Source organism: Pseudonocardia sp. P-1, assembly GCF_058111925.1.
Genome location: NZ_CM176614.1, coordinates 2,381,036 through 2,393,512, shown reverse-complemented (window position 1 = coordinate 2,393,512; position 12,477 = coordinate 2,381,036). Strand labels below are relative to the sequence as shown.

Sequence of the window (12,477 nt, the reverse complement as noted above, 5' to 3'; positions counted from 1 at the left end):
CGCCTGATCACTCACCGGAGTCACACGTGTACCGCACGTCCCTGGTTTCGCACCCTCCGTCCGAGGGACCACGGCGCGTCGCGACCCGGGTGCGGAGGTCCGCCCGATTACGGTGATCGGTGGTGGCGCGGATCGGGGCCGTTCCACCGGGTGGACTGCGCCGGTCGGGGGAGGAGGCAGCCGTGCCCAGCTCTCTGATCTTCGTGGGTCTGGTCGTGCTCTGGCTGCTGATCCTCGTTCCGACCGTCGCCCGGCGCCAGCAGGAAGTGGCCCGGCTCAGCCCGGCGCTGCTGTCCGGGCGGGTGCTGGAACGTCCCGCGCGGCATCGACACCCGGAGGTTCTTGTGACACAGCGATCCGGTCCGACCACGGTCGGCGAGCTGGCGGAGGCGCGGGACGACGTCCCCGCTCCCCGTGAGCGCTCCGACGAGGCCGACCAGTACGCCTACGACGACGTCGACGACGTCGAGGACACCGAGATCGACGACGAGGGCCGGGTCCGCGGCCCCGGAGACGTCGACCACGACGACCACCTCGTCGGCCACGACGACGCCGATCCCGACGAGCGGGTCCGGTCGGACCGGGAGCGCGACCCCCGGCCCGACGACGACCACGAGCCCGCCGGGCCCGTCGACGCCGACGACGAGCACGGGACCGGCGCCGACGGCCTCGACGAGGAGGGCTGGTCCCGCCCGCCGGCCCGCTACCGCCCCGGCCGCGGGGGCTTCGACCCCGAGGCCGCCGCCGCGGCCGCGCACGCCAAGTACGCGTTCCGCCAGCGCGTCGTGCTCGGTCTGCTGGTCCTGCTGCTCGCCGCCGGCGCGGCCGCGCTGCTGGTCTCGACGGTGTTCTGGTGGGTCACCGGTGTCGTCGGCGCCGGCCTGGTCGGCTACCTGACCTATCTGCGCCGCCAGGTCCGCATCGAGGAGGGCATCCGGGCCCGCCGCGCCGCACGCCTGGCCGGCACCCGGCAGTCCCCGGCCGCCGACGACCCCGAGCTCGACGAGTGGGCCCACCGCGGCCGCGACGCCTCCGCGGAGGAGCGGGCCGACGACGAGATCCGCGCGACCGCCGCCACCGTCACCACGGGCACCGACGAGGACGACGACTGGACCGCCGACGACGGCGAGCCCACCCGGGTCCGCGGCACCGGCGAGCCGCTGGGTGTGCTCCCGGCCCGCGGACGCACCGTCGAGGGGCCCGTCGGGACCGAGCACGAGTCGTCGCTCCCGCGTCTCGCCGCGGCCCCGCCGCCGCCGGTCCCGGCCGGGACGTCGCTGGTCGACGTGGACGCCGAGGAGGAGCCCGACGAGTTCGACACGGGCACCCCCCACCGGCGTGCGGTGGGCGAATAGGGGTCTGTTAGGGTTCTTCAGGTCAGCCCGCGAGGGCGGGCCTGAGACACCTGGGGCTGTAGCGCAGTTGGTAGCGCGTCTCGTTCGCATCGAGAAGGTCAGGGGTTCGATTCCCCTCAGCTCCACCACCACACGGCCGGACCCGACGGGTCCGGCCGTTCGTCGTTGCGGGGTCCCGGTCGCTGCGGATGCACCGGGATATCGCGAGATCCTCTCGTCAATCGTGACGATCTTCGTGGAACGGCGGCCGTCCCGCCTGGCTCCGCGTGATCGCGAACCGCATACTCGTCCGGGTGACCGAATCCCCCGACGGTCGTCCCCTCGACTCCCCGGAACTGTTCTGCCGCGACTTCGCCGCCGTGCTCGACGCGCGCGGCGTGTCCGTCCGTGAGGCCGCCGAACGCTCGAACTGGAGCAAGAGCGCGATCGGGAACGCCCGCACCGGACCCCGCCTGCCCCGCGCCGACCTGGTGACGACGGTGCTCGCCGCCGTGGGCGTTCCCGCGCCGGAGGTGCGGGAGTGGGCGCGCCGGCACGCGGCGCTGGCCGCGGCCCCTGCGGCCCCCTCGTCGCCCACCACGGCTCCGGCGACGCTCTCGGCGACCGTCTCCGCGGACGTCGCGGCACCGGCGACGAGAGCGCCCGCGGCCCGGGACGCGACGGAGACCCCGCGAACAGGCGGGACGGAACCGACGGGCGCGGCCGCCGGGGGACGGAATCGACGGGCGCCGAGGACCCGAGGGGGCGTACGGCGCGGGCGGTGGTCGTCGCCGTCCTGGCCACGGCCCTGGTCGCGGGCGGTGCCGGCTGGCTCGCCGCCCGGGCCCTCGGAGCGCCGGCCGCGGCGTCGGCGGGGCCGGCCGTCGTCACGGTGCAGAACAAGGTCGCGCTCGGCGCGGAGGACCTCGTCGAGGACTCCGGGCCCGCCTACCTGTCGTCACGGGCGATCGCGTTCTGCGGCTCCCGGGGCTGCAAGGAGGACGGCACCGACGTCGTCAGCGGGGCGCTGCTGCCCGCGACCTGCACGGTCGTCGGCGAGCGGATGTGGAACTACAACCTCGACTCGCCCGCCGCGCACAACCCGCACCGGGTCGAGTCCGCGCTCTGGTACCGCGTGACCTGGCCGGACGGGCGCTCCGGCTACCTCTCGGAGGTGTACCTGGATCCGGGGTCCCGTGGCGGGCTCGGACTCCCGGCCTGCGGTTGACGTCACCCTCACGGCCTGGACCTTCCCGTGGGTACGGGCCGTGACGAAGGGCGCCGAGGTACCGCGGTCCGGCGAGGACGGCATCGACCTGGAGGCCGTCGCCGCGAGCAGGCCGGACGTGATCATCGCGATCTACGAGGACATCGACGAGGACATGTACCGCACGTTGTCCGCGATCGCGCCGACCGTCGTACAGTCGGCGGCGTACCCGCCGGAGAAGACCCCGTGGGACGTGCAGCTGCTCACCACGGGGAGGGCCATCGGCCGGGAGGACCTCGCCGAGCAGCGCGCCGCCCAGGTCCGGGACCGGATCGCCGCGGTCCGCGCCGCCCACCCGTCGTTCGCCGGGAAGGTGCTCGTCGAGGACTTCGGTCCGGAGAACGGCGGGCACTACCTGATCCCCGCGGGCGACCCGCGGCGCGCGCTGTTCGACGCGCTCGGGTTCGCGACGCAGGAGCACTCCGGCGACGTGAGCGAGGAACGGCTGGACCTGCTCGACCGCGACGTGCTGTTCGTCAACGGCGCGACCGAGCAGCAGATGACGGCGTCGGTGCCGTTCGCCCGCCTCGGCGTCGTCCGCGAGGGCCGCACGCTCTACACGACGTTCTCCGACCCCCTGGGCGGCGCGCTGTCCTACGGCGGCCCGGACGCGCTGCTCCACGCGATCGACCGGCTGGAACCGCAGCTCGCCGCCGCGACGACCCGCTGACCGCTCAGGCGGTGTGGGTCAGGGTCGCGGCGACCCCGGTCGCCGCGACCAGCACCAGCACCTCCACCGCCGCCCACACCAGCACCGGCAGCCGCCCGGCGCGCAGCCGGGCCCGCGTCGCGCCGCCCAGCGCGGCGGCGCAGGCCAGCAGCACGACCTTGGTGAGGACGACCGCGCCGTAGGCCGTCGTGACCAGGTCGGCGGGGGAGGACAGCCGCGCGGTGGCGGCGAGCAGCCCGGTCACCCCCAGCACGACGACGGCGGCGAGCGCGAGCCGGGAGAACCGGGGCACCGCGACGGTGCGCACGTCGGCGTCGCGGGCGGTGACCAGCAGCGCGCCGAGCCCGCCCACCCACAGCAGCGCCGCCGCGACGTGGGCGACGACCGCCGGCACCGCGTACGCCGCGACCGTCGACGCCGCGGTGTGTCCGGTCGCCGCGGGCGCCGCCGCCGCGACGACGACCACCACCAGCGCCAGCACCGCGGGCCCCGGACCGGCGCCCGGCCGGGCAGGCCGCGACCCGGCGACGCCGACCAGCGCGAGCACCGCGGCCAGCGCCACCACCTGGCCGGTCCCGGCACGCGGACCGGCCAGGAACTGCAGCAGGTCCGTGCCGCGCACGTCGGCGAGCCCGCGCCCGGACACGACCGCGCCCCGGACGAACGTCTCGACCAGCAGCACCCCGAGCCAGAGCGGCGCGACGGTCGTCAGGACCCGGTCGGCGCCGGGAACCCGGTCGGGGGCGAGCAGCGCGACCAGCGCCGCACCCGCCGCGACCACCGCGGCCAGGTCCGCCGCGGGCCGTGCGACGGTCTGGGCCAGGTCGAGCGCGACGCCGTCCGGCCCGATGCCACCGGTGACCCCGGCGACGACGACCGCGGCCCCCACCAGCACCGCGACCCACCCGGCGACCGCAGGCGCGGGCTCGCGGACCGGGTCGCCCAGGACGCCGCCGCCGGGGAAGGTCCCGTCGATGGTCAGGCCCGCGACCGGCGCAGCGCGAACACGGCCCCGGCCCCGATCACGACGACGGCGAGCACCACCCACGGCCAGACCGGGGCGCCGCCGTCGTCGGCCGCGGTGGGGACGGTCCGGGGCGCGGTCTCCGGTGCGGCGGCCGTCGGGGCCCCGGAGGCGGGCGCCGGGGTGGTGGCGGCCGCACCCGGCCCGGGGGAGGTCAGGGTGAACGGCACCGTGCCCGAGACGGGGTGGCCGTCGTCGGAGACCACCCGGTAGGTGACCGTGTAGGCGCCGGCCGCACCGAGCGGGCGCAGCGGCACGGTGAGGGTGTCGCCGTCGCCGGTGGCGGGGCCCGCCGCGTAGTCGGTGCCGCCGGGGCCGGCCACCGAGACGGTGGCGTCGGCGGCCGCGATGTCCTCGGAGAACGTCAGCGACACCGATGTCGGCGCGGTGCCGACCTGCGCGTTCGCGGCGGGGCTGCTGGACTCGAGCTCGGTGTGCGCCCAGGCCGGTGCGGCCCCGGCGACGAGGGCGAGGAGCACGGCGGGGAGGGCGACCGCGAGGCGGCGGAGAACGGGGCTCACGCCGGGTTGGTCGTCGCACCGCCCGCCGGAGTTCCGGGCGTCACCCGGACGGAGCAGATCAGCGCCAGGACGGCAGCCACAGCTCGGCCTGCCAGTGCGCCGCGGTGATCGGGTCGCCGACCAGGATCGGCCACAGCCACACGAAGTTGACCCCGATCAGCGCCACCCACGTCGCGACGACGAGCAGCCCGTTGCGGCGACGGCGCGCGCTCATCCGCGAGTGGCCCAGCATCTGCCCCATCGCCAGCACGACGCCCAGGACCAGGAAGGGCACCACCGGCATCATGTAGAAGAAGTACATCTGCCGGTCGATGTTGAAGAACCACGGGACGAACCCGGCCGCGTAGCCGACGAGCACCGCCGTCCACCGCCAGTCGACCCGGGTCACCGCCCGCCACAGCCCCCAGAGCAGCACCGGGATCGCCGGCCACCACAGCGCCGGGGTGCCGATCAGCATCACCGCGGAGACGCAGTCGGTCTCCCCGCAGCCGGTCGCGTCGTCGGCGTAGCGGTAGAGCATCGGCCGCAGCCCCATCGGCCAGGTCCAGGGCTTGGACTCCCACGGGTGCGCCCCGGCGGACTGGGTCGTCAGGTTCTCGTGGAAGGCGAGGACCTGGCCGTGGTAGTACCAGAGCGACCGCAGCGCGTCGGGCACCCAGGCGAACGCCCCGCCGGTGCCGATCTCCCGGCCCACCTCGTGGCGGTCGATGCCGGTCTCGCTGCCGAACCACGCCCACCAGGACCCGACGTAGGTCAGCGCCGGGATCAGGACGAGCGCCCACAGCGCGGGGGCGACGTCGCGCACCATCGTCCCCACCCACGGCCGGACGACCCCGGCGCGGCGGCGCACCGAGACGTCCCACAGCACGCACAGCAGTCCGAACGCGGCGATGTAGTAGACGCCGTTCCACTTCACCGCACACGCCAGTCCGAGCGAGACGCCCGCGGTCAGCCGCCACCAGCGCACCCCCCAGCGCGGGCCCCACACGGTGTCGCCGACCCGCCCCTGGGCGACGACGCGTGCCATCCGGGCGCGGACGTCGTCGCGGTCGGCGAGCAGCGCGGCGAACGCGGCCACCACGAACAGCGCGGAGAAGACGTCGAGCATCCCCATCCGCGACTGCACGTGCGACAGCCCGTCGGCGCACAGCAGCAGCCCGGCGAGCCCGCCCAGCGCCGTCGAGCGGGTCAGGCGCCGTCCGGCCCGGACGACGAGCAGCACGGTGAGCACCCCGGCCAGCGCGGCCGAGACCCGCCAGCCGACGCCGTCGTAGCCGAAGACCATCTGGCCCAGCGCGATCAGCTGTTTCGCCAGCGGCGGGTGGACGATCTTCTCGTAACCGGGGTTGCTCTCCACCCCGCCGTTGCGGACCATGTCCCAGGCCTGCGGGACGTAGTGCTTCTCGTCGAACACGGGGGTGCCGCGGTCGGTGGGCTCGCCCAGGTCGTAGAACCGCAGCAGCGCCGCGACCAGCACCACGCCCGCGGTGACCAGCCAGCCCGTCAGCCGGTCCGACGGTGGCGGCGCGCCGAGCCGCGCGGCCGGGCCGGGATCGGCGCGACGCAGCGGTGGCGGGGTGCCCCGCGGGGTCAGACCGGGCTCGGGTGCCGCTCCGGCGACCCGGCTCCCGGCATCGGCGCTCGTGGTGGCCATCGCGTCCGATCGTAGGCTGGCCGACGTGACTCCCGCCCCCGACTCCACGCCCGACACGGCGACGACGACCGGTCGCCTGGTCCTGGCCGCGACCCCGCTGGGCGACCCGCGGGACGCGTCGCCGCGGCTGCGGGAGCTGATCGCCACCGCCGACGTCATCGCCGCCGAGGACACCCGCCGGTTCCGGACCCTCGCCGCGGCGCTGCCGGTCACCTACACCGGCCGCATCGTCAGCCACTACGACGCCGTCGAGGCCGAGCGGCTGCCCGGCCTGCTGTCCGCGGTCCGCGACGGCGCGACCGTGCTGGTCGTGTCCGACGCCGGCATGCCCGCCGTCTCCGACCCGGGCTACCGGCTCGTCGCCGCGGCCGCCGCGGAGGACCTCCCGGTCACCTGCGCGCCCGGCCCGTCCGCGGTGACCACGGCACTGGTCCTGTCCGGGCTGCCGTGCGAGCGGTTCTGCTTCGACGGCTTCCCGCCGCGCCGCTCCGGCGAGCGCAGCCGGTGGCTGGAGACCCTGCGCGACGAGCGCCGCGCCGTGGTGTTCTTCGAGTCGCCGCGGCGGACCGCGGACACCCTCGCCGACGCCGTCGCGGTACTGGGCGAGACCCGGCGTGCCGCGGTGTGCCGGGAGCTGACCAAGACCCACGAGCAGGTCGTGCGCGGCACCCTGGCCGAGCTGCACTCCTGGGCCACCTCCGGCGACGTGCTCGGGGAGGTGACCGTGGTGCTGGCCGGCGCCGAGGCCCGGGAGGCACCGCCGGTCGAGTCGCTGGTCGACGCCGTCCGGGAACGCACCGACGACGGCGAGCGTCTCAAGGACGCCGTCGCCGCCGTCGCCGAGGCCGCGGGCGTGCCGAAGCGGGACCTCTACAACGCGACCCTCGCCGCCCGGGACTGACACCGCACCCCGCGCGCTGTCGCCGCACCCGTCGCTGCGGGGGCGACGGCCCCCGGTGGGGTGCGACGGCGGGCAGGGCGGGGCGAGCGAGCGGTCAGGCCGTCGCAGGGGTGCGCGTCGGGATCGCCCGCATGACGGGCTCGACGTAGCGGGCGGCGATCGGGCCGAGCACCGCCATGATCAGCACGTACGCCGTGGCCAGCGCGGACAGCTCGGCGGGCACGGCGGCGTAGCCGACGGCCAGCCCGGCGATGACGATCGAGAACTCCCCGCGGGCGATCAGCGCGGCCCCGGCGCGGGCCCGGCCCATCCGCCCGATCCGTGCGCGCTTCGCCGCCCACCAGCCCGTCGCGTACTTGGTCGCGGCCGTCGACACGGCGAGCACGAGCGCCCAGCCGAGCACCGGCGGGATGGCCCGCGGGTCGGTCGACAGCCCGAACACCACGAAGAACACCGCGGCGAACAGGTCCCGCAGCGGCTCCAGCAGCTTCGTCGCGTTCTCCGCGGTCGAGCCGGAGATCGCGATGCCCAGCAGGAACGCGCCCACCGCGGCGGACACCTGCATGGCCTGGGCGAACCCGGCGACCAGCAGCGCGGCGCCGAGCACCTTGAGCAGGAACACCTCGCGGTCGTCGGAGTCGACGACGGCCGAGACGTAGCGGCCGTAGCGCAGGGCCACGACCAGCACCACCGAGATGACCGCGAGCGACACCGCGACCGCACTGATCCCGCCCCACAGCGTCACGCCGAGCAGCAGCGCCGTGAGGATCGGCAGGTAGAGCGCCATCACCAGGTCCTCGAAGACCAGCACCGACAGCACCACCGGCGTCTCCCGGTTGCCGAGCCGGCCCAGGTCCGACAGCACCTTCGCGACGATCCCGGAGGAGGAGATGTAGGTGACCCCGCCCAGCACCATCGCCCCGACCGCGCCCCAGCCCAGGACCAGCGCGACGGCGACGCCGGGCGCGGCGTTGAGCACGATGTCCACGATCCCGGCCGCCCAGGACCGGCGCAGCCCCGTGACCAGCTCGACCGCGGAGTACTCGAGCCCGAGCAGCAGGAGCAGCAGGACGACGCCGACCTCGCCGGCCAGCGAGGTGAAGTCGCCGATGTCGCCCAGCGGGATGACGCCGCCCGCCCCGAACGCGAGGCCGCCGAGCAGGTAGAGCGGGATGGGGGACAGGCCGATCCGCTGGGCGAGCCTGCCGAGCAGGCCGAGCCCGAAGAAGACGGCGCCGAGTTCGAGCAGTTCGAGTGCGGTGTGGTCCACGACTACCGGGGCGGCCTCAGCCGCGCGCGAGGATGTCGGCGGCCTGCTCCAGCTTCTCGGCCGTCCCGACGGCGATCACGATGTCCCCGGCCGCCAGCACGTGGTCCGGCGTCGGCGACGGGATCACCTGGCCCGCGCGCATGATCGCGACCACCGACACCTGGGTGCGGGTGCGCAGCGCGGTGTCGCCGAGCGGGCGGCCGTCGAACGGGCTGTTGAGCTTGATCGGCATCTTGCGGGTGGTGATGCCCGGGAGGTCCGCGTGCTCGTCCTTCAGCTGGTTGACCAGCTGCGGGGCGCCGAGCAGGTTCGCCAGGGCGCCCGCCTCCTCGGTGGTCAGCGGCAGCTCCGCGACGCAGGCGTCCGGGTCGTCGGCACGGGAGAGGATCAGGTCGATCTTCCCGTCGCGGTGCGCGATGACCCCGACCCGGCGGCCGCTGCGCAGCTCGATCTCCTTCCGCACCCCGATCCCGGGCAGCGGCGTCACGTCGACGTTCACCCCCGCAACGGTACGCCGCGCACGCCGGCCGTCGGAAACACGCTCGTGACCGGCGCCGCCGAATGACCGGGCCCGCCCGGGGGTAGCCGAGGGTCATGCCTTCGGACCTGCCCCCGCACGTGATCGTGCTGTTCGGCGCCACCGGCGACCTGGCGAAGCGCAAGCTCTTCCCGGGTCTGCTCCACCTGCAGAACGAGGGGCTGCTCCCCGAGGACTTCCGGGTCATCGGGTCCGGCCGGCACTCGCCCGGCTCCGACGACGAGTTCCGCGACCGCATCCGCGGTGCCCTGTCCGACGACACCGGCTGGGACGACTTCGCGCCGCGGCTGAGCTTCGTCGTCTCCGACGCCGACGACGGCGCCGACCTCGCCGACGCGGTGCAGCGCGCGGAGAAGGACCTCGGCTCCGACGACGTGCGCCGGCTCGTCTATCTCTCCGTGCCGCCGACCGCGATGACCCCGATGGTCGCGATGCTGGGGGAGACCGGCATCGCCGAGCGTTCCCGGCTGGTGCTGGAGAAGCCGTTCGGCACCGACCTGGAGTCCGCGAAGGAGCTGAACGCGGGCCTGAAGGACGTCTACGACGAGGCCGACATCTTCCGCATCGACCATTTCCTCGGCAAGGAGTCGGTGCAGAACATCCTCGCGCTGCGCTTCGCCAACGGTCTGTTCGAGCCGGTGTGGAACCGCCAGAACATCCGCTACGTGCAGATCGACGTCCCCGAGGAGATCGGGATCGAGGGCCGGGCGTCGTTCATGGAGTCCACCGGCACGTTCCGCGACATGATCTCCACGCACCTGTTCCAGATCCTCGGGTTCGTCGCGCTGGAGCCGCCGCACGAGATCGCGCCGGACGCGCTGCACGCGGAGAAGGCGAAGGTGTTCGGATCGATCCGGCCGCTCGACCCGTCGCGGGTGGTGTTCGGCCAGTACGCCTCCTACCGCGACGAGGAGGGCGTCGCCGACGACTCGGAGTCCGAGACGTTCGTCGCGCTGGAGACCTACGTCGACAACTGGCGCTGGTTCGGCGTCCCGTTCTTCCTGCGCACCGGCAAGGCGATGGGCGCGACCCGGCGCACCGTGACGATCGGCTTCGACGAGCCGGCGCTGACCATGTTCCCGGGCGGGTCGTTCACGGGCGACGCCCAGGACGGGCCGCCCACCGAGCTCGTGATCGAGCTGGCCGACCAGGTGTCGGCCGAGCTCGACGTCCGGGCGAAGGTCCCCGGCCCGGAGCTGAAGGTCGGCCGCGGCCGGATGCGGCTGGACCTCGACAGCGTCGGTGACCCCGACGACGCGCTGGAGGCCTACGAGCGGCTGCTCCTGGACGTCATGAAGGGGGACCGCACGCTGTTCACCACCACCGAGGAGGTCGAGCGGCTCTGGGAGCTGTGCGACCCGGTCCTCGCCGACCCGCCGCGGACGCAGACCTACCCCGACGGGTCCTGGGGCCCGCAGGACGCGCTCGACCTGCCCGGCCCGCGCGGCTGGCGGGTGCCGGAGTGAGCCCCTCGCGCAGCGAGCGCTACCTCCCGATCGCCGAGCACGGGATCATCGGCGACCTGCGCTCCGCGGCGCTCGTCGGCACCGACGGCACCGTCGACTGGTTCTGCCCGGGCCGGTTCGACGCGCCCAGCGTCTTCGCCTCGCTGCTCGACGCCGACCGCGGCGGCCACTGGAGGCTCGCGCCGTGCGTCGACGAGACCCAGCTCGCCAGCCAGCAGCAGTTCTACTACCCCGACTCCAACATCCTCATCACCCGCTTCCTCACCGCCGACGGCATCGTCGAGGTGCAGGACCTCATGGTGGTGCTGCGCCCGCACGACCCCGACCACCGCCAGCGGCTCGTCCGCCGGGTGACCGGGGTCCGCGGGTCGGTGCCGATGACCGTCGAGGTGGTCCCGCGACCCGACTACGCCCGGGAGACCCCGAAGGTCGAGAGCGCGGGCGCCGGCATCCGGTTCACCGGCAGCGGCGTCACCCTGGACCTGACGTCGTCGGTGGAGCTGGAGATCACCGACCACGCCGCGGGCGCGGAGTTCCGCACCGCCGAGGGCCGCACCGAGGTGTTCGTGCTGGAGGTGGACGCGACCGGGGAGCCCCCCCCCTGCGACGACGCCGCGGAGGCCCTGTTCACCGGGACCGTCTCGTTCTGGAAGGACTGGCTGGCGCACTCGTCGTACACCGGGCGGTGGCGCGAGCGCGTCCACCGCTCCGCGCTCACCCTCAAACTGCTCACCCACGAGCCGACCGGCGCGGTGATCGCGTCGCCGACGATGGGGCTGCCCGAGCAGCTGGGCGGCGAGCGGAACTGGGACTACCGCTACGTCTGGATGCGCGACGCCGCGTTCACCCTCTACGCGCTGCTGCGGCTCGGGTTCACCGAGGAGGCGGGCGCGTTCATCGGCTGGCTGTCGGGCCGGTTCGGGAGCACCCGCGACGGGGACCAGGGTCCGCTGCGCGTGATGTACACGATCGACGGCGACGAGACCCCCGACGAGGTCGAGCTCGACCACCTCGACGGCTACCGCGGCTCGCGCCCGGTGCTGGCCGGCAACGGCGCCGCGGACCAGCTGCAGCTCGACATCTACGGCGAGATCATCGACTCGGTCTACCTGTACGACAAGTACGGCGACGGCGTCGGCCACGAGGACTGGACGAACCTCTGCACGATCCTCGACTGGCTGCGCGAGCACTGGGACTCCCCGGACGAGGGCATCTGGGAGACCCGTGCGGGCCGCCAGGACCACGTGTTCTCCCGGCTCATGTGCTGGGTCGCGGTCGAGCGGATGATCCGGATGGCGCGCCGGCGCGGCCTGCCCGGCGACGTCGGGGCCTGGACCACCACCCGCGACGAGATCTACCACCAGATCATGGACCGCGGCTGGGACCCCGACGTGGGGCCGCGCGGGTCGTTCGTGCAGCGCTACGGCGCGACCACGCTGGACGCCTCGGTGCTGCTGATGCCGATGGTGAAGTTCTGCGCGCCCACCGAGCCGCGGTTCCTGGCGACCCTGGACGCGATCAACGACGACCTCGTCGTCGACACCCTGGTGTTCCGCTACGACGTCGAGGACTCGCCGGACGGTCTCGACGGCGAGGAGGGCACGTTCTCGATGTGCTCGTTCTGGAACGTCGAGGCGATGACCAGGGCCGGCCGCCTGGAACAGGCCCGGATCGCGCTGGAGAAGATGTTCTCCTACGGCAACCACCTGGGCCTCTACGCCGAGGAGATCGGCCTGACCGGGGAGCAGCTGGGGAACTTCCCGCAGGCGTTCACGCACCTGTCGCTGATCAGCTCCGCGATCAACCTGGACCGGGCGCTGGGGTGAGGCCGT

At 74.4% G+C, this 12,477-nt stretch carries 11 protein-coding genes and 1 tRNA gene; 7 read left to right on the top strand and 5 right to left on the bottom strand.

The window, feature by feature from the left end:
• Positions 1 to 182: 182 nt before the first annotated feature.
• The 4 genes from sepX to AC0GKK_RS11550 all read left to right on the top strand — a co-directional run bounded on the left by sepX (position 183) and on the right by AC0GKK_RS11550 (position 3,271).
• Positions 183 to 1,355, top strand: a complete 1,173-nt coding sequence (gene sepX / locus AC0GKK_RS11565) for a divisome protein SepX/GlpR (RefSeq protein ID WP_489883790.1) — start codon at positions 183 to 185, stop codon at positions 1,353 to 1,355.
• A 52-nt stretch (positions 1,356 to 1,407) separates the two neighbouring features.
• Positions 1,408 to 1,483 (top strand) — tRNA-Ala (locus AC0GKK_RS11560).
• A 632-nt stretch (positions 1,484 to 2,115) separates the two neighbouring features.
• Complete coding sequence (locus AC0GKK_RS11555; RefSeq protein WP_405419447.1) at positions 2,116 to 2,562, top strand: hypothetical protein; 447 nt, start codon at positions 2,116 to 2,118, stop codon at positions 2,560 to 2,562.
• Between the two features lie 40 nt (positions 2,563 to 2,602).
• Positions 2,603 to 3,271, top strand: coding sequence for an ABC transporter substrate-binding protein (locus tag AC0GKK_RS11550; RefSeq protein WP_405419444.1), 669 nt, complete (start codon positions 2,603 to 2,605; stop codon positions 3,269 to 3,271).
• Positions 3,272 to 3,275: 4 nt separating this feature from the next.
• Here AC0GKK_RS11550 and AC0GKK_RS11545 read toward each other — a convergent pair whose 3' ends face one another.
• The 3 genes from AC0GKK_RS11545 to AC0GKK_RS11535 are packed head-to-tail and all read right to left on the bottom strand — an operon-like array spanning position 3,276 to position 6,470.
• Positions 3,276 to 4,319, bottom strand: coding sequence for a CopD family protein (locus AC0GKK_RS11545; RefSeq protein ID WP_489883789.1), 1,044 nt, complete (start codon positions 4,317 to 4,319; stop codon positions 3,276 to 3,278).
• Positions 4,250 to 4,816, bottom strand: coding sequence for a copper resistance CopC family protein (locus tag AC0GKK_RS11540; protein ID WP_251787055.1), 567 nt, complete (start codon positions 4,814 to 4,816; stop codon positions 4,250 to 4,252). Before AC0GKK_RS11540 ends, AC0GKK_RS11545 begins: the two co-directional genes overlap by 70 nt.
• A 58-nt stretch (positions 4,817 to 4,874) precedes the next feature.
• On the bottom strand, positions 4,875 to 6,470 hold the full coding sequence (locus tag AC0GKK_RS11535) for a dolichyl-phosphate-mannose--protein mannosyltransferase (RefSeq protein ID WP_465878560.1): 1,596 nt from the start codon (positions 6,468 to 6,470) through the stop codon (positions 4,875 to 4,877).
• A gap of 25 nt (positions 6,471 to 6,495) precedes the next feature.
• On the opposite strand from AC0GKK_RS11535, the gene rsmI reads away from it, so the two are divergent.
• Positions 6,496 to 7,371: a 16S rRNA (cytidine(1402)-2'-O)-methyltransferase gene (gene rsmI / locus AC0GKK_RS11530; protein WP_405419434.1), complete on the top strand. Its 876-nt coding sequence runs from the start codon at positions 6,496 to 6,498 to the stop codon at positions 7,369 to 7,371.
• A gap of 94 nt (positions 7,372 to 7,465) precedes the next feature.
• Here rsmI and AC0GKK_RS11525 read toward each other — a convergent pair whose 3' ends face one another.
• Both AC0GKK_RS11525 and AC0GKK_RS11520 read right to left on the bottom strand, forming a co-directional pair.
• The gene (locus AC0GKK_RS11525) at positions 7,466 to 8,641 is read right to left on the bottom strand and encodes a cation:proton antiporter (protein WP_405419431.1); all 1,176 of its coding nucleotides are present in this window, start codon (positions 8,639 to 8,641) and stop codon (positions 7,466 to 7,468) included.
• 16 nt (positions 8,642 to 8,657) lie between these two features.
• Positions 8,658 to 9,140: a cation:proton antiporter regulatory subunit gene (locus AC0GKK_RS11520; RefSeq protein WP_073577611.1), complete on the bottom strand. Its 483-nt coding sequence runs from the start codon at positions 9,138 to 9,140 to the stop codon at positions 8,658 to 8,660.
• 95 nt (positions 9,141 to 9,235) lie between these two features.
• Here AC0GKK_RS11520 and zwf point away from each other — a divergent pair, with 95 nt between their 5' ends.
• Both zwf and AC0GKK_RS11510 read left to right on the top strand, forming a co-directional pair.
• Positions 9,236 to 10,645, top strand: a complete 1,410-nt coding sequence (gene zwf, locus AC0GKK_RS11515) for a glucose-6-phosphate dehydrogenase (RefSeq protein WP_489883788.1) — start codon at positions 9,236 to 9,238, stop codon at positions 10,643 to 10,645.
• Positions 10,642 to 12,471 carry a glycoside hydrolase family 15 protein gene (locus AC0GKK_RS11510; protein WP_489883787.1) on the top strand — a complete coding sequence of 610 codons (1,830 nt, stop codon included), beginning with the start codon at positions 10,642 to 10,644 and terminating at the stop codon, positions 12,469 to 12,471. Before zwf ends, AC0GKK_RS11510 begins: the two co-directional genes overlap by 4 nt.
• Positions 12,472 to 12,477: the final 6 nt, after the last annotated feature.